The 15,344-nt window shown below is 65.9% G+C and carries 15 protein-coding genes and 1 pseudogene; 3 read left to right on the forward strand and 13 right to left on the reverse strand.

The window, feature by feature from the left end; genetic code table 11:
• From ACQR1E_RS32740 to ACQR1E_RS32755, 4 genes and pseudogenes are all read right to left on the reverse strand, one after another.
• Positions 1-392 (reverse strand): annotated as a pseudogene (locus ACQR1E_RS32740) (zinc-binding dehydrogenase); the annotation flags it as partial.
• A 150-nt stretch (positions 393-542) separates the two neighbouring features.
• Positions 543-1,523 (reverse strand): DUF4238 domain-containing protein, encoded by a 981-nt coding sequence (locus ACQR1E_RS32745; protein WP_434898050.1) that lies wholly within the window; start codon positions 1,521-1,523, stop codon positions 543-545.
• A 91-nt stretch (positions 1,524-1,614) separates the two neighbouring features.
• Positions 1,615-2,103: a hypothetical protein gene (locus ACQR1E_RS32750; protein ID WP_434844219.1), complete on the reverse strand. Its 489-nt coding sequence runs from the start codon at positions 2,101-2,103 to the stop codon at positions 1,615-1,617.
• 242 nt (positions 2,104-2,345) lie between these two features.
• Complete coding sequence (locus ACQR1E_RS32755) at positions 2,346-3,356, reverse strand: zinc-dependent alcohol dehydrogenase family protein (RefSeq protein ID WP_434898051.1); 1,011 nt, start codon at positions 3,354-3,356, stop codon at positions 2,346-2,348.
• An 85-nt stretch (positions 3,357-3,441) separates the two neighbouring features.
• Between ACQR1E_RS32755 and ACQR1E_RS32760 the strand changes: the two genes are divergently transcribed.
• Entirely contained in the window at positions 3,442-3,789 is a 348-nt protein-coding gene (locus ACQR1E_RS32760; RefSeq protein ID WP_315714045.1) for a MerR family transcriptional regulator, read from the forward strand.
• Positions 3,790-3,871: 82 nt separating this feature from the next.
• On the forward strand, positions 3,872-4,543 hold the full coding sequence (maiA, locus tag ACQR1E_RS32765) for a maleylacetoacetate isomerase (RefSeq protein WP_434898052.1): 672 nt from the start codon (positions 3,872-3,874) through the stop codon (positions 4,541-4,543).
• A gap of 21 nt (positions 4,544-4,564) precedes the next feature.
• Here the strand turns inward: maiA and ACQR1E_RS32770 are convergent, their stop codons facing one another.
• The 9 genes from ACQR1E_RS32770 to ACQR1E_RS32810 all read right to left on the reverse strand — a co-directional run bounded on the left by ACQR1E_RS32770 (position 4,565) and on the right by ACQR1E_RS32810 (position 13,628).
• The gene (locus ACQR1E_RS32770) at positions 4,565-5,734 is read right to left on the reverse strand and encodes a TAXI family TRAP transporter solute-binding subunit (RefSeq protein ID WP_315752696.1); all 1,170 of its coding nucleotides are present in this window, start codon (positions 5,732-5,734) and stop codon (positions 4,565-4,567) included.
• Positions 5,735-6,082: 348 nt separating this feature from the next.
• Positions 6,083-8,314, reverse strand: a complete 2,232-nt coding sequence (locus ACQR1E_RS32775) for a tetratricopeptide repeat protein (protein WP_434898053.1) — start codon at positions 8,312-8,314, stop codon at positions 6,083-6,085.
• 346 nt (positions 8,315-8,660) lie between these two features.
• Positions 8,661-8,954, reverse strand: coding sequence for a DUF1330 domain-containing protein (locus ACQR1E_RS32780; RefSeq protein ID WP_316169352.1), 294 nt, complete (start codon positions 8,952-8,954; stop codon positions 8,661-8,663).
• A gap of 177 nt (positions 8,955-9,131) precedes the next feature.
• Positions 9,132-9,428: a copper-binding protein gene (locus ACQR1E_RS32785; RefSeq protein WP_316169351.1), complete on the reverse strand. Its 297-nt coding sequence runs from the start codon at positions 9,426-9,428 to the stop codon at positions 9,132-9,134.
• Positions 9,429-9,523: 95 nt separating this feature from the next.
• Positions 9,524-9,982, reverse strand: a complete 459-nt coding sequence (locus tag ACQR1E_RS32790; protein WP_315752700.1) for a cupredoxin domain-containing protein — start codon at positions 9,980-9,982, stop codon at positions 9,524-9,526.
• A 47-nt stretch (positions 9,983-10,029) separates the two neighbouring features.
• Positions 10,030-11,364, reverse strand: coding sequence for a multicopper oxidase family protein (locus tag ACQR1E_RS32795; RefSeq protein WP_316169350.1), 1,335 nt, complete (start codon positions 11,362-11,364; stop codon positions 10,030-10,032).
• Positions 11,365-11,377: 13 nt separating this feature from the next.
• Positions 11,378-12,790 carry a TolC family protein gene (locus ACQR1E_RS32800; protein WP_316166488.1) on the reverse strand — a complete coding sequence of 471 codons (1,413 nt, stop codon included), beginning with the start codon at positions 12,788-12,790 and terminating at the stop codon, positions 11,378-11,380.
• 10 nt (positions 12,791-12,800) lie between these two features.
• Positions 12,801-13,091 carry a hypothetical protein gene (locus tag ACQR1E_RS32805; protein ID WP_315714054.1) on the reverse strand — a complete coding sequence of 97 codons (291 nt, stop codon included), beginning with the start codon at positions 13,089-13,091 and terminating at the stop codon, positions 12,801-12,803.
• Positions 13,092-13,160: 69 nt separating this feature from the next.
• Positions 13,161-13,628 (reverse strand): hypothetical protein, encoded by a 468-nt coding sequence (locus ACQR1E_RS32810; RefSeq protein WP_315752703.1) that lies wholly within the window; start codon positions 13,626-13,628, stop codon positions 13,161-13,163.
• A gap of 170 nt (positions 13,629-13,798) precedes the next feature.
• Between ACQR1E_RS32810 and ACQR1E_RS32815 the strand changes: the two genes are divergently transcribed.
• Positions 13,799-15,037, forward strand: a complete 1,239-nt coding sequence (locus tag ACQR1E_RS32815; protein ID WP_315752704.1) for an MFS transporter — start codon at positions 13,799-13,801, stop codon at positions 15,035-15,037.
• Positions 15,038-15,344: the final 307 nt, after the last annotated feature.

A 15,344-nucleotide genomic window follows, 5' to 3' on the forward strand; every position in this document is an offset into this window, starting at 1 on the left:
GCTTCGGGAGCGTCGTCGAAGTCGTAGACGCGATCGACGATCGGGTGAATCGCGTGTTCGCTCAGGAAGCGATTCATCGCCGTGAAATGGTCGACCGAGCCGACGGTGACGCCGATGATGTCGGCATTCTCCCATTGCAGGCGGGCCAAGTCGGGCTTCGGGCCGAACCCCGTCAAGACACCGATCTGAATGATCTTGCCACCCGAAGCGACCGACCTTAGCGACCGGTCGTAGGTGCCGGCGCCGCCGAGTTCGAGGACATGACTGGCGCCTTCGCCATCCGTCGCTGTCATCACGGCGACATCCCAATCGGGCGTGTCGCGGTAGTTGCTGAGGATCGAGGCGCCGAGCGCCCTGGTGCGGGCGAGCTTTTCGTCGGAGGATGAATGCACTGCCACTTCAATTGCTCCTCGAGCCATGCTCGAAAACCCGAAGAGTTGCATGGGAGCAAGATGGCGCTCAGGCGGCCTCGTTCCTGTTGAATAACCCGACGCCTCTCGTCTCTTGCGAGAAAGCCATTGTTCCGCGCGTGGCGCTGCCGTTCAGCCTTTTGGCGCAGCGCCGGGTATGTCGCGCACAAACGCAGTCTTGTACACAAGACGCGTCGCAGGCGGGCTCTTGTAGTGTGGCGTTTGAGAAAACACCCTTCTGGCGAAGGTAAAGTCGCGACGATTGCTGAAGACTCCGGCATGCGCCCAACTGCATTGCAGATAATTTAGGTTTTCGACGTTCTCGGGCTGGGCCGTCAGCGGCGCCGCAGCTGTGTAGGACTGATAGAGCGGGCCGCCGCGTCGAATGGTGTCCTGGGCCGTCGCCAGCTCGACCGATCCGCCCGGATGTCCCTGCATAACTGCAGAACATACGGTCCGATGAAGATCCATGGCAGCTTCGTATCTCGCGATCAGCGAATCGCTGACCGACCGGCAAGGCATGAAAAGAGCGCAGTTCGGGCTTAGCGGCAGAAAGGCCTCCACTCCTTTCACGTCGAAACCAAGATCGCTACCGTTCTTCGGATCGAGCGAACGCTGCAACACCACCGGCTGGTCCCCGAGGTAGAAAACGTCATCGTGATCGATGACCATCAAAACCCAATGCCTCCTTTCGATTTGCGCCGACACGATGAAACTGCTGTCCCACAGTTGGGTAAAGATCGACCCGAAGTTCTTTCGCGAAGGATTGTTCGCAAGCCCTCTATAGAAAGCTTCAGTACGAAAGCTCTGCGCTGCGACGAAATCAGCGACTTTCTTGCGGTCTGGCGATGACAGGCCTGAAAGCGATCGAGCTTCAATGATCCGCTTGAGGACCGGGGCAGCCCTAGTCTCAATTTTCTCTAAGCGATCCTCGAAGGATACGATCTGCCCTTCAATATCAAATTCATTAAAATTCGGGCCGCAAGCAGCATGCTTCGGCGGAGGCTTCGATATCACGTTTGATTGGATATCCAGCCGATACACGCGTCCGTCTGTATCGACAAACTTCTTTAGCAGAAGTCTCGGGACCCAATGTTGGTTCTCGTCCGTCATGGTTCTTTAGAATTGAGGGTTGCGGCTGCAGGTCCGGGCAGAGCTTTTAGTTCTCGTACATGCAATACTTGCTGCGATATTGAAAGGACTTCTATCTCTCTAGACCTTCGTTCTGCTCCGGTAGACCGAATGCGCGGATCGTCTTGGTATGGGTGAAGATGGGGACTCCGCGTCGCCACCACCATGTCGAGTTTCCGCTTCGCCAATTGACGTAAAAATTCACTCGACCAGCTCGCGAGACTTCTCTTGCCAACCCGCCGTCAAACAACGGCGCGATGATAAGGTGTTTCTCCTCATCCGGGCGGAGCAGCAGCTTTGGGCTATGACCCATCGCACCCTTGATGATGTTTCGCGTATTGAGATTTTCGGCCAGGTGATAGATTGGTGGCTTCACCACCAGGTCTGTGATTGCGATGTCGTAGGCAGTCGTGTTCTTGATGCGGATGCAGACGCGCTTTGTGCCCTCATCGTCCATGGTGCTGAGGGAGGCTATTGGGCGCCCTTTGTAGTATCTATCGAACAGCACGACGCCTCCGCTGATGAAGCCGACAATCGCTCCAAGCGTCGAAAATTCAATCATTTTTCTGGTCCCCGAGTCGCCTAACTATATGACTTCGGATTTCCTCAATTTTATCGCCTGTCGCGAGACGGCGCTTGATCTCGTCAACATTGCACGCGATAGCGCCTTTGACTAGACGCTCATATTTTCCGATGGGTACGGTGACGCTGCATAAATGCGACGCCATCCCGAGATGGCGGCATCGGCGCGCTGGCCGCCATGAGCCGATCCGCCCCATGGTCATGCCGGCCATTGCCCCACACCTACAGCTTCAAAACGATCTTGCCGAAGTGCGCGGCGGTCCGGAGATGGGCGAACGCTTCGGGAGCGTCGTCGAAGTCGTAGACGCGATCGACGATCGGGTGAATCGCGTGTTCGCTCAGGAAGCGATTCATGGCCGTGAAATGTTCGACCGAACCCACGGTGACGCCGATGATGTCGGCATTCTCCCATTGGAGGCGGGCAAGGTCGGGCTTGGGGCCGAACCCCGTCAAGACACCGATCTGGACGATCTTGCCACCCGAAGCGACCGACCGCAGCGATCGGTCGTAGGTGCCGGGGCCGCCGAGCTCGAGGACATGCGTGGCGCCTTCGCCGTCCGTCGCTTTCATCACGGCCACATCCCAATCGGGCGTGTCGCGGTAGTTGATCAGGATCGAGGCGCCGAGCGCCTGGGCGCGGGCGAGCTTCTCATCCGAGGACGAGATGACGATCGCGCGCGCGCTCAGCGCGGCCGCGAACTGAAGGCCGAACAGCGCGACGCCGCCGGTTCCCTGGACCAGCAGCGTGTCGGCCTTGCCCATTCCGCCACGGGTGATGAGGCCGTGCCAGGCCGTCACGCCGGCACAGGGCAAGGTCGCGGCTTCGATCGACGTGAGGTGCGCCGGCACGGGGACCAGCGCCGTCGCCGGCAGCACCACGTACTCCGCCAGCATGCCATCCATCGTGCTGCCGCCGAGGGCTGACGGAACATAGCTCGCCTTGAACGGCCCGGAAATCCAATCGCGAAAGAACGATGCGGCCACACGGTCGCCCGGGCGCCATTGAACGACATCGGAGCCTACGGCATCAACGATGCCTGCGCCGTCGGAGAGCGGGACGCGGCGGTCGAAACCGCCTTCACCCGCTCGGTCGAGGATCAGGAGGTCGCGGTAGTTGAGACTTGCCGCCTCGACCCGAATGCGGACCTCGCCAGGGGCGGGTTCAGGTTTGATGACGTCGGTGCGCACCAGGCGACCCGCGCCCGCATGGCCATTCAAATGATAGGCTTTCATCGTTGCTCCCGTCACAAGGGGACTCCACTTGGATGAGCACGATCTGTAAGGTCTGACAGCGCTGTCAGGGTCAAGAGGTTTTCAGGTGAAGATCGGCGAACTTTCCCGGAGGACGGGAGTCAGCATCCGGATGCTGCGTTACTACGAGGACGAAGGCTTGCTCGCGCCGCACCGAACCTCGTCCGGTTACCGCGACTACGGGCCGGCGGACGAGGAAGCCGTGCGCCGGATCAAACTGCTCGGCTCCGCCGGCATGACGCTCGAGACGATCAAGCAGTTGCTCCCCTGCGTGCGCAACAACCGTCCAGATTTCAGGCCTTGCGACAATTTGCGAAGAATACTGGCGCAGCAGGTCGGCCTCATCGATCAACGCATCGAGGCACTCAGCCAGAGCCGGACGATTCTCGCAGGCTTCATCTCGAGCGTGAACTGATCGCCGGATATCGAATGTCGACCGTGGGCGACGGATCGATCGAAGACGTCGACATTCACTCGCCTGCCCAGGGGGGGCCCGCATGAAGCTCTATTCGTTCTGGCAGTCGCTGGCGAGCTTTCGCGTGCGCATCGCGCTCAACCTCAAGGGCATCGCCTATCAGCAGGTCGCGGTCGATGTCGACCGGCAGCAGCATCGCGACGAGGCCTATGCCGCGCTCAACCCGCAGATGGCGCTGCCGGCGCTGGTGCTCGACGACGGCACCGTGCTGACGCAGTCGCTGGCGATCCTCGAATATCTCGACGAAGCCTGTCCGGGCGCTGCGCTGCTGCCTGCCGATGCCAAGGGGCGCGCGCGGGTGAGGGCGCTGGCGGCGATGATCGCCTGCGATGCGCATCCGCTGACGACGCCGCGGGTGCAGCGCTATCTCACCGAGGTGCTGCGCGTGGACGACGCGGCGCGCGCGGCCTGGCTCAGGCACTGGGCGTCGGAGATGCTGGTCGCGATCGAGGCCCAGCTTGCAGGCCATGTCGCGACCGGCCGGTTCTGCCATGGCGATGCGCCGACGATGGCCGACATCTGCCTCGCCGGCCACGCCGTCTTCGCGCGCAATAAAGGCCTCGACCTCGCCGCGACGCCGACGGTGCAGCGCGTCGTCGAGGCCGCGATGGCGCTACCGGCGTTCGCGTCCGCCCATCCGCTGGCGCAACCCGACACGCCGGCGGCGCTGCGCCGCAAGCCGGCGGTGTCGTAGTCGACGCCACGACCATCGGCGCTATCGCGCCGGCTGGCCGCCGTCCCGCTTCATCCAGTCGCGGAACTGCTCGAACAGGACCCTGGTCTCGTCCTCGCTCATCCGCCGGCCGCCGGTCGGCGCCCGCGTGCTCATCCACTCGTCGAACTGCTGCTTGACGGCGGCGCCGTCGGCCTGCGGCGGGCGCGTGCTGGCCAGCAGCTCCTCCGCGGCGCGGAAGCGGGTCCAGCCGGGCAGCGAGGAGGCGAGGTTGATCTCGTTCCATTTCGGATGGAACGGCGGCTGCTTGAACTGGTCGAACCGCTTGAACAGATAGTCGACGAAGCGCGCGACGCGGCGGTAGCGCTCGGTCTCCGGCGGCCAGTTGTAGACCGCCAGCACCTGCGGCACGCCGATGGTCTCGACGCTCTCGCCGGGCTTGAGCAGATTGGGGTAGTCCTGCGAGGTCAGCTTGGTCGGCACGTAGTAGTCCTGCAGGCTGCGCGCGAACGGAATCGGCAGGAAGTGGAAGCCCGGCTCGGGCTTGAACTTGGCGAACAGGTCGGTCGGCTTGCCCGTGACGTGGACGACGCCGGCGATCTCGCCACTGCGCATCTTCTCCAGCGCCACCGAATTGTTGATGAACACCTTTTCCGCGCCGATCTTGAGCCGGTCGAACACGATGCCGCCGGTGAGGTTGGCGGCGCTGCCCACGGTGTTGAAGGAGACCTTCTTGCCGGCGAGATCCTCCAGCGTCCTGATCTCCGGGCGGACGTAGACATGCATCTCGTTGATGTAGAACGAGCAGATGTAGCGGATCCGGTTCTTGATGTTGGCGAGCGTGCCGTTGCGGACGAACTCGTCGAGCACGTCGGCCGAGGTGATGGTGACGTCGACGCCGCGCAGATACAGCAGGTCCTCGATGTTGCCGAGCGCGCCGTAGGTCACCATCGGCAGCACGCGCAGGTTCGGGCGGTCGTCGAGCACCTTGGCCATCTCGGCGGCAAAACGGATGTTGGTGCCTTCGAGCAGGCCGCCGGCGACGCCGACCGTCCATTCGTTGGACTCCTGCAGCTTGCCGCCTTCGCCGGCCGCAGCGGCCGTTGCCGCCGCCGGCCTTCCGGTCCGCGCCGTCTGTGCCATGGCCGGCAGCAACGGTGCCGCCAGACTCAATCCCGCCGCAACGACGCAACTCAACAACGCGACCCGCATGCCCCAAATTCCTCCGTTGCCGGCCACACGGCGATCGCGAGGCGCGGCCGATTTTCGCGCATGATCTCCTTGGTTGAGGAATGAGGTCTACTACTCGCCGGTTGGGCGCAACCGGAGCTGCTGCGAGGCGCATCCTCGCCACCAAAAAGCCACGGGCTTGATTGCGCCTTGGTCTGGACGGAGAAACGCCGTGGTATCAGTCCGAGAGTCGTCGCCTCATCGCACGCGGCCAAAATGGCACAGCGGAAATCGATGCAGCTTGCGGTTGCAGGGGGGCGGTCGAAGCCGGACGTTCGTGCGATCGGTCGTCGAGGGCTGCTGCGAGATCGAGGCCTTGGCACGGCGCGATCAGGCGCCGGCCTTGCTTCCCTTGGCGCAATAGTCCCGCCAGAACTGCCGATAGCCGGCTTCGACGCAGCGCGTGTAGTTGGCGACGTCGCCAGCCGCCGAGCGCGCGACCAGGCCGGGTAGTTCGGGCCGCAGCTTCACCAGCAGCTCGGGCTGCGCGGCAAAGCTCTTGGCGATCCGGATGTAGCCGTCATCATCGCCGGCGACCCAGTCGGCGAGGCCGGCCGCGGTCAGGATGGCGCCGGCGGCGCGCGAGGCCGCGCCGGCGCCGAGCTTGGCGACGACCGGCACGCCCATGTAGAGCGATTCGAACGTCGAGATGCCGCCGTTCTGCGGGAACGGGTCGAGCGAGATGTCGATGCGCTCGTAGGACTTGAGATGCTCGACGCGCTCGCTGGCGCCGAGGCAGAGGATGCGCGCCTCGGGCACGCCGTGTGCGACGAAGCGGGCGAGCAGCCCGTCGCGCACCGCGGGATCGTTCAGCGCGAGATGCTTGACGACGAGCTTCGCATCGGGGATCTCGGCGAGCAGCCGCGCCCACAGCGCGATCGCCGCGTCGGAGATCTTGTCGATGCGGTTGTAGACGCCGAAGGTGACGTGGCCGTTCGTCAGCATCGGCAGCGGCGACGGCGGAACGTCGAGCACCGGATCGATCGTGATCACCGAGGGCAGGTCGTGGACGTGCTCGGCGAACAGCGGCCGGACGCTCTCGGGCACCGTGACCGGATCGGCGAAGAAGTAGTCCATGGTGGCAAGGCCCGTGCCGGTGCCGCTGCCCCAGGCCGTGACCTGGATCGGCGCCGGCTTGCGCGCGAACACCGGCATGCGCGTGCCCGTGGTGTAGCCGGAGAGATCGACCAGGATGTCGACGCCGTCGGCCTGGATGCGGTCGGCGAGCTCGTCGTCGGACAGGCTCGAGGCCTCGACCCAGACGTCGGCGATCGACTGGAACGTCGCGGTGTAGGAATCGTGCCGCGGCGAGGTCGAGTAGCAGTTGACCTGGACCTGCGTCTTGTCGTGGCCGCGCAGCACGGGCAGGAAGGCGAAGGCCGCCGAATGCATGCGGAAGTCGGCCGAGACGTAGCCGACGACGATGCGCCGGTCGGGATCGAGCGAACGCGGCGCAAGTTTGCGGCGCGGGAATTTGGAGCCGACCGCCATCCACCAATATTGCCGCGCCGCCTGCTGGACCGCGAAGTCGGCGCCGGGCAGGAAGTCGAGATAGAAGATCTTCTTGGTGATCGCCTCGTCATAGTCCGGCTGCACCGCGAGCGCCTGGTCGAACTGGGCGATGGCGCCTGCGACGTCGCCGAGCCGGCCGCGACAGGCGCCGAGCAAAGTGAGCGCGACCTGCGCCTTCGGATTGGTGTCGAGCACGCGCTTGCAGGCGGCCATCGCCTGCGCGACGTTGCCGTTGAGGATGCAGATCTGCGCCTTGCCCTGCCATCCCAGTTGCAGATTGGGATCGAGCGTCACGGCGGCGTCGAAATCGGCTTCGGCTTCCGCCGTGCGTCCGGAGATCATGTAGAGCCGGCCGCGATGCGCCCGCAGCTCGGCGTGGGCCGGGCGTGCCGCCAGCGCCGCATTGAAGGTCGCTTCCGCCAGCTCGAAATGGTGCAGCTCGAGATGGGCGAGGCCCTTGTTGACCGTGGCCTCGAAATGGTTCGGGTTGAAGGCCAGCGCGCGCTCGGCGCTGGCGGCAGCGGCGTCCCACCGCCGCAGCATCAGCTCGGCGACGCTGCGATTGCACCAGGCATCGACGTCGTCCGGCTTGAGCTCGAGGGCGCGGGTCGCGGCCGCGAGCGAGGCCTCGCCCTGTCCGAGCCGCAGCAGCGCGATCGCGAGGTTGCGCAAGGTGATCGGCGCATTCGGGCGCAGCGCCAGCGATCGCTCCAGCGCGGCGCGCGCCTCCTCGTAGCGCTCGCAATTGATCAGCGCCCAGCCGAGATTGGACTGCGCGTCGGCGGAATTCGGCTCCATCGCGACGGCCTGCGTCAGGAAGGCGGTGGCCTCGGCGAAGCGCGCCGATGACACCAGCGACACGCCGAGCAGATGCATGGCATCGAAGCAGCCGGGGACCTCCTGCAGCAGCTTCGCGCACAGCGCCTGCGTCTCGGCCTGGCGTCCAGCCTGGAAGGCCTTGTACGCCGTCGTCAGCTGCGTCTCGACGAGCTTCTTCTGCTTCTTTTCCTGCCGCGCCTTCTGGAAGGCGCGCGAACCGACGGTGCTCAAGGACTTGGGTCTCCGGACAGACAGGACGGCATGGCGTCGGACGCCGCAGCGGCGCGCTGCGGCCGGCAACCGGCCCGCCGCCATGCCCGGCGGCAGCAAAGCCCAGGATGTCCTGTGGTCGTCCGGTCGCCGGCCACGCGCAGCGCGACGCGGCGAAGCTTGCCCGCGCCATGGTTAGCAAATGGTTAACGGCACGATGGCGAACGGTCTTTGCGCCCGAATGACAGGGGCAGCTCGCGTACGGCGGATCAGCGCAGCGTGATCCGCCGCTTGCGGATGTCGCGCCGGGCTATAGGGGTCTTGCCAAGCTGTGCGCTGTCCACCTGCACAACATTGCAACGCACGCTCACTCGGTGCAGCCGTCGACCAGCACCAGCCGGCTCGTCGTGGTGCGGTGCCGGATCGCGAACAGCTCCTGGATGTCGGGATCGCTGAGAAAGCCGGTCGCGTTCTGCCGCGACGGGAATTCGAGGATCACCATCCGCTCCGGCGTCCAGTTGCCTTCGACCGGAGTCGGCATCGCACCTTGCACGATATAACGGCCGCCGTGCCTGGCGATGAAAGCGGGGATCGCCTCGATGTAGACCTTGAATGCTGCGAAGTCGTGAACGGCGAGATCGAGGACGAGATAGGCTTTCATGGCATGCTCCGCGCAGGGAGCCGCGATCATACGATCCGAACTTGGAAAGCAAACCGGCCACCGGTTCGTGGCCTGATCCATCCGCACGTCATTCCGGGCTCGCGCTGTCCGGCGACGTCGTCGCCGCGCGCGCCCCGGAATGGCGGTGGAGAAGGGGACGGCTCGAAACGCTGCCGCCTACTTGCCCTTCTCGATCTTGGTCACCGTGTAGCCGGAGGCGTCCTCGACCGCCTCGAACTTCACCTTGTCGCCGGCCTTGAGGCCTCTCAGCAGCGCAGCGTCCTTGACGCGGTAGACCATGGTCATGGCCCCGTCCATGCCAAGACTCTTGGCCGGGCCGTGGTGGAGCGTGATCTTGGCGTTGGCCTCATCGACCTTCTTGACGTCGCCGCTGATGGCCTCGGCGGCGAGGGCAGGGGTCGCGAGAGCGAGAACCAACGCGGCGGCGGTCGCGAGCTGAGAGAACGACTTCATGATGTGTTTCCTTCTACTGGTGAACTCATGGCGAGGCGTAGGGCGAATGACGCGGCGATGATCCGCCCTACGCGTTGTCAAGACGGCTTCATCCGTCACTTCACGGCAACGTGGCCGGTCATGCCGAACTCGCGATGATCTGGGATCAGGCAGGAGTATTCGAACGTGCCGGGCTTGGTGAACCGCCACAGCAGCTCGGCGGTCTTGTTCGGCGCGAGCCGGGCGCCGTTGGGCTCGTCGTGCTCCATATGCGGGTGCTTCTTCATGACCGCGGCGTGCTTCAGGTTCTCGGCCTTGGTGGCGAGCAGGAACTCGTGATCCTCCTTGCCGGTGTTGCGCAGCACGAAGCGGATCTGCTCGCCGCGCTTCACCTCGATGCGCGCCGGCGTGAACTCCATCTCGCTCAGCAGCACCTCGATGGTGCGTGACGGCTGTTTGGGATCACCCGGCTCGCCGGCGGAATAGCCGCGCGATCCGTGCTGCTCATGGCCACGGGCCGGTGCGACGATCAGAGCGGCCGCCGCCATTGCGCTGATCGCGAATGCAGTCTTCATGGAGATCTCCTGATGGTGGTCGTCGGTTGATGCGGTGTTTGGTGAATTCAGCGCTGGGTGCGGACCTGCGTCGGTGCGCCGTCGCTTCGCCGCACCGGCTCCGGCGCGCTCGCGACTTCGTAGGCCACGGTGCCCTTGGGGAACTGATACGGGCCGGGATCGCGGTAGTCGTCGCGGGCGAGGCCCTCGCGCACCTTCACGGTCGTGAACATGCCGCCCATCTCGATCGGCCCGAACTGGCCGCTGCCGGTCATCATCGGCAGCGTGTTGTCGGGGGCCGGCATCTCCATGTTGCCCATCGCCATGCCGGTGTTGCCCATCACCATGCCGTCGGGCGCGAGCTTGCCGACGGCGGCGGCCAGCTCCTTGCGCGGTACGCCGATCAGGTTGCGCATGTCGTGGCCCATCGCATTCATCGTGTGATGCGACTTGTGGCAATGGAACGCCCAGTCGCCGGGGTTGTCGGCGGTGAAGTCGAGCACGCGCACCGCGCCGACCGGCACGTCGGTCGTGGTCTCCGGGAATTGCGCCGTTTCGGGAAGCCAGCCGCCGTCGGTGCCGATCACCTTGAACTTGTGGCCGTGGAGGTGGATCGGATGGTTGGTCATGGTGAGATTGCCGATGCGGATGCGGACGCGATCGCCGAGCCGCACCGGCAAGGAATCGATGCCGGGAAACACCCGCGCATTCCAGGTCCACATGTTGAAGTCGGTCATCTCGTTGACCTTCGGCAGATAGCTGCCGGGCTCGATGCGGTAGGTCGACATCACGAACACGAAGTCGCGGTCGACCGGCGGCGGCAGGTTGTCGCGCGGATGCACGACGATCATGCCCATCATGCCCATCGCCATCTGCACCATCTCGTCGGCGTGCGGGTGATACATGAAGGTGCCGGCATGCTTCATCTCGAACTCGTAGACGAAGGTCTTGCCGGGCTTGATGTGCGGCTGCGTCAGGCCGCCGACGCCGTCCATGCCGCAGGGCAGGATCACGCCATGCCAATGTACGGTGGTATATTCCGGCAATCTGTTGGTGACGAAGATGCGGAGCTTGTCGCCCTCGACCGCCTCGATGGTCGGGCCCGGCGATTGGCCGTTGTAGCCCCACAGATGCGTGGTCATGCCGGGCGCGAACTCGCGTGTGACCGGCTCGGCGACGAGATGGAATTCCTTCCAGTCGCCGTTCATGCGGAACGGCAGCGACCAGCCGTTGAGCGTGACCACGGGCTGATAGTCCGGGCCGGCGCTGGGATGCAACGGCGGCTGCATCACGGCCTTGTCCATGGTCGGCGCCTCCGGAATGGAGGCAGCCTGGACGCGGCCGGAGACGGCGGAGGCGCCGGCCAGCGCCGCGGAGCCGAGCAGGGTTCGGCGGGACAACATGTTGGCTCTCCTCTCAGTCGTTGCTTGGCGCGAGCGCGCTCGCGGTCTGCTGTGCGCTGTCTTCGCCGCTCGCGACTCCGCCGTTGACGGCGGCCGACAGCTCGGCCTCGGCGAGGAAGAAGTCTCTGACGGCGTCGATCGCGGCGCGGCGCGAGGCCAGGCGCTGCCGCGCCTCGAGCAGCAGCGCGAAGATGTCGACCTGCATGCTGGAATAGCGCAGCTGCATCTCCTCGCTGATGATCCGGCGCAGCGGCAGCACCTCGCGGGCGTAATGGCCGGCGATGTCGAAGGCCGCGCGGTAGCTGCGATAGGCGTCGCGCGCCTCGGAGCGGACGGTGACGGCGCGCTCGGTCAGGCGGTTGAAGGCGATGTTGTAGGTCTCGGCCGCCTGCCGCACGCGGACCTCGCCGCCGTCGAAGATCGGGATCTGGAACTGCACGTCGTAGCCGCGTTCGCGGATGATGCGGCCGTCGGGCTCGACGGTCTTGCGGTCGAGACCGGCGAGATCGAGCAACGTGACGAAGCGCGTCGCCTCGCTGAGCTGCAGCGCGGTGGCGAGCGCCGTGAGCTCGAGGCGGGCGACCTGCAGATCGATGCGATGGCCGACGGCATCGGCCTCGACGAAGGGCTGGCTCAGCGGGCGGCGCGGCAGCGCCGGCAACCGATCGGGCAGGCGGAAATTCAGATCGTCGCCCCACAGGCCCATCAGACGGATCAGCCGCTCGCGGGCGCTTCCGGCGGCACGGCGGGCGGTGGCGAGCTCGGCCGTGGTCTCGGCATAGAACACCTGCTCGCGCGCCTGATCGAGCCGGTTGAGCGCGCCGGTCTCGCCGAGCTTCGAGGCGAGCTTCGCGGTCGCCTCCGCGGCCGATTGCGCCTCGACCAGCAGGGCCACCAGCTCGTTGGCGGCGACGACGCGCACATGCGCGTGGCGCACTTCCGCGGCGAGCCGCAGCGTCGCCAGCGCGGCCTTCAATTGGGCCTGGCGAAACCGCTCGCGCGCGATCTCCGAGCGCAGCGGCAAGGTGGCGAGCGCCAGGATGTCGCCGGCGACCTGACGCTCGGCCTCCAGCGCGCCGTCGCCGCTGATGCGCATCAGGGAGAAGGTCGGGTTCGGCGGCAGGCTGGCCTCGACCATGTCCGCCTCGCTGAGCGCGAGCGCGTTGTAGGTCGCCTGCAGGCCCTTGTTGTTGAACAGCGCGACCTGCACGGCGGCATCAGCCGACAAGGGCCGGGCGAGCAGGCGGCGCGTCGCAGCGCGGACGCGTTCGGCGTCGTCATTGCCTCTCACCGAGGCGACCTCCTTGCCGGTGGTGTGGCCGGCGATGTCCGCGACGGCGCTCATGCCGCCGTCCGGCGAGAACGAGGCGCAGCCTGCGAGCGCAAGTGCTGCGGCGAGCGCCGCGAGCCTGATGGTCCCCTGCATGTGGCGCTCCTTAGCGGCTCGGCTCAGGGCGCGGTGCGCCGGGGTCGGTGCGCTGGCCCCAGGCGGCCGGCGCGGCCGGGCGCAGTGGCGTGTAGGGTCCGACGACGCCCGACATGCGCACGGGCGCAGCGTTCGCCGCCGGATCGGCCGGATCAGCCCCGGCTAACGCGACCGTGCGCGGCTGGCAGGCGGCGAGGCTCGTCGCGGCAAGCAGCGTCAATGCGCCGGCGACGACGGAGAATGGCAGGCTGCGCCGCGCCGGACATGCGGCAGCGGGCGTCGCCCTGGATTGCGACAACATGAGGTATCCTTGGTCTGATGAAACGCGAGCGGCCGCGCGTCATTTGCGCGCGAAGCCGGGGTCGTTCGCTCAGGCCAGGACGATGGGGGGACGGTACAGGCGCGGCGGCGTGCGGCTGGGCAGGCCTTCGTCGCGCGCAACGACGCCGATGGCAGCGAGGCGGGCGGGGAGGGCGACTGCCGGCAGCGTGGCGGCCAGGCCCACGGCGCACATCATGGCGCAGCACGGGCCTGGCATCTTGCCATGATCGTGGTGCGACGGCGAGGAAGCTGGAGCGTGCATTCCGGCGTCGGCGACAGGATGAGCATGATGATGGGCGTGCGCCGCAATTGTCTGCGGCATCGCAGTCATGACCATCTCGTGGCGAGCCGCGTCGTGAGGCGAGACCACAGCGCCAACGACGGTCTCGTCGAGACAGGGCGCCACCCCCGCGCCGAGCGCGAGCGCCACGCCGGGGCTGACCACGCAGACGAGGTAAGCAAGGACGAGCAGCCGTCCTGCCACCATCAGCATCTTTCGTGTCAGTCCCAACGACATGCGCGGCCAATCACTCCAATCCGGCGCGCAACCTAATGATAAAGCGTTGCGCCGCCAAGAGGGCCGAACCGTGATCGTGCAGATCCCTCCTGTTGCGCTGCTTCTGCATGCCCATTGCCGCAGCAATGTGGCTTGACCTGATGCGGTGCGGCAACGAAGTTGCTGAAATCGTGCACGGACCCAATACAAGATTCGAGCAAGCGCCTCATTTCATTCCGGACTCGCGCCAGGCCTGGGCGCGGCTGGCGCTTGCGCTCGTCATCGGTTCCATCGGCGGCGCCGGGATGTGGACCGTCGTCGTCGTTCTGCCGGTCGTGCAGGCCGAGTTCGCTGCCAGCCGCGGCGCGGTCTCGCTGGCCTACACGCTGACGATGTTCGGCTTCGGCCTCGGCGGCGTCATCGTCGGCCGGATCACCGACCGCTTCGGCATCGTCACCGCAATGGCGCTCAGCATCGCGACGACGGCCGCGGCCTATCTGCTCGCCGGCGCCTCGGTGACGCTGTGGCAGTTTCAGGCGGTGTATTTCCTCGTCGGACTCGGCTCGTCCGTCACCTTCGCGCCGCTGATGGCGGAGGCGTCGCACTGGTTCGTGCGCTATCGCGGCCTCGCCGTCACCATCGTCGCCTCGGGCAACTACGTCGCCGGCACGGTGTGGCCGCCGCTGGTGAATTGGGGCGTGCAGCAGATCGGCTGGCGCGCCAGCCATGTCGCGCTCGGTGTGTTCTGCGCGGTGACGATGAGCGCGCTGCTCCTGGTGTTGCGCGCCCGCATGGATGGCGCCGGCGCGCAGAATCATGCCAGCGCGGCGCCGCCGCAACTGGAGCTGCCGATCTCCACCAATGCGCTGACGGTGCTGCTCAGCGTCGCCGCGATCGCCTGCTGCGTGGCGATGGCGATGCCGCAGGTGCACATCGTCGCCTATTGCGGCGATCTCGGCTACGGCGTCGCCATCGGCGCGCAGATGCTGTCCTTGATGATGGCGCTCGGCATCGTCAGCCGGATCGGCTCCGGCTTTCTCGCCGATCGCATCGGCGGCGTCAGGACCTTGCTGATCGGCTCGCTGGCGCAGGGTTTTGCGCTGCTGTTCTATCTGTTCTTCGACGGCCTGACGTCGCTCTATCTGATCTCGGGCATGTTCGGCCTGTTCCAGGGCGGCATCGTACCGAGCTATGCGATCATCGTGCGTGAGGCGATGCCGGCGCGCGAGGCCGCCACCCGGGTCGGCATCATCATCTTCGCCTCGGTGTTCGGCATGTCGTTCGGCGGCTGGGTCTCGGGCGTCATCTTCGACGCCACGGGGTCCTATTCGGCGGCCTTCGCCAACGGCGTCGCGTGGAATGGTCTGAACCTGGCCATCGTCGTGACGCTGCTGATCCTGGCACGACGGCAACACCGGCTGGCAGCCTGAAACAAGAGGCGTTGCACGAGAGCCACAGCCGGAGCCCAATATCCGGCTTATATGCACGTCGTCATACAAAATCCCGGCGGCCGCCGCAAATCGATCGAATCACGTCACGCAACTATGGAACTCGATCGGAGCCGATCGCGGCCATTTGGCCTCGGGCGCGCTCCGCATCGCGAGGTTGGTTGTCGCGAGGTCTCAGCCGAGGCCGCGGTCGCCCGTCGCATGCCTGACGCAGGCAGGCCTCGAGGTGAATGCTCCGGACGGGTCGAGAACGCTGCGGCGGCATCGCGATGGTGCAGGAGGCCGTTGC

It is taken from the genome of Bradyrhizobium sp. HKCCYLRH1030, from assembly GCF_051168395.1.
In the GTDB taxonomy this organism is placed as follows: Bacteria; Pseudomonadota; Alphaproteobacteria; order Rhizobiales; family Xanthobacteraceae; genus Bradyrhizobium.

Bases quoted from the DNA above. Each gene is read 5' to 3' on its own strand.
- maiA (WP_434898052.1), top strand. From the start codon at position 3,872: ATGAAGCTCTATTCGTTCTGGCAGTCGCTGGCGAGCTTTCGCGTGCGC.
- ACQR1E_RS32805 (WP_315714054.1), bottom strand. From the start codon at position 13,091: ATGTTGTCGCAATCCAGGGCGACGCCCGCTGCCGCATGTCCGGCGCGG.
- ACQR1E_RS32755 (WP_434898051.1), bottom strand. From the start codon at position 3,356: ATGAAAGCCTATCATTTGAATGGCCATGCGGGCGCGGGTCGCCTGGTG.
- ACQR1E_RS32790 (WP_315752700.1), bottom strand. From the start codon at position 9,982: ATGAAGACTGCATTCGCGATCAGCGCAATGGCGGCGGCCGCTCTGATC.
- ACQR1E_RS32810 (WP_315752703.1), bottom strand. From the start codon at position 13,628: ATGTCGTTGGGACTGACACGAAAGATGCTGATGGTGGCAGGACGGCTG.
- ACQR1E_RS32785 (WP_316169351.1), bottom strand. From the start codon at position 9,428: ATGAAGTCGTTCTCTCAGCTCGCGACCGCCGCCGCGTTGGTTCTCGCT.
- ACQR1E_RS32800 (WP_316166488.1), bottom strand. From the start codon at position 12,790: ATGCAGGGGACCATCAGGCTCGCGGCGCTCGCCGCAGCACTTGCGCTC.
- ACQR1E_RS32770 (WP_315752696.1), bottom strand. From the start codon at position 5,734: ATGCGGGTCGCGTTGTTGAGTTGCGTCGTTGCGGCGGGATTGAGTCTG.
- ACQR1E_RS32780 (WP_316169352.1), bottom strand. From the start codon at position 8,954: ATGAAAGCCTATCTCGTCCTCGATCTCGCCGTTCACGACTTCGCAGCA.
- ACQR1E_RS32750 (WP_434844219.1), bottom strand. From the start codon at position 2,103: ATGATTGAATTTTCGACGCTTGGAGCGATTGTCGGCTTCATCAGCGGA.
- ACQR1E_RS32795 (WP_316169350.1), bottom strand. From the start codon at position 11,364: ATGTTGTCCCGCCGAACCCTGCTCGGCTCCGCGGCGCTGGCCGGCGCC.
- ACQR1E_RS32745 (WP_434898050.1), bottom strand. From the start codon at position 1,523: ATGACGGACGAGAACCAACATTGGGTCCCGAGACTTCTGCTAAAGAAG.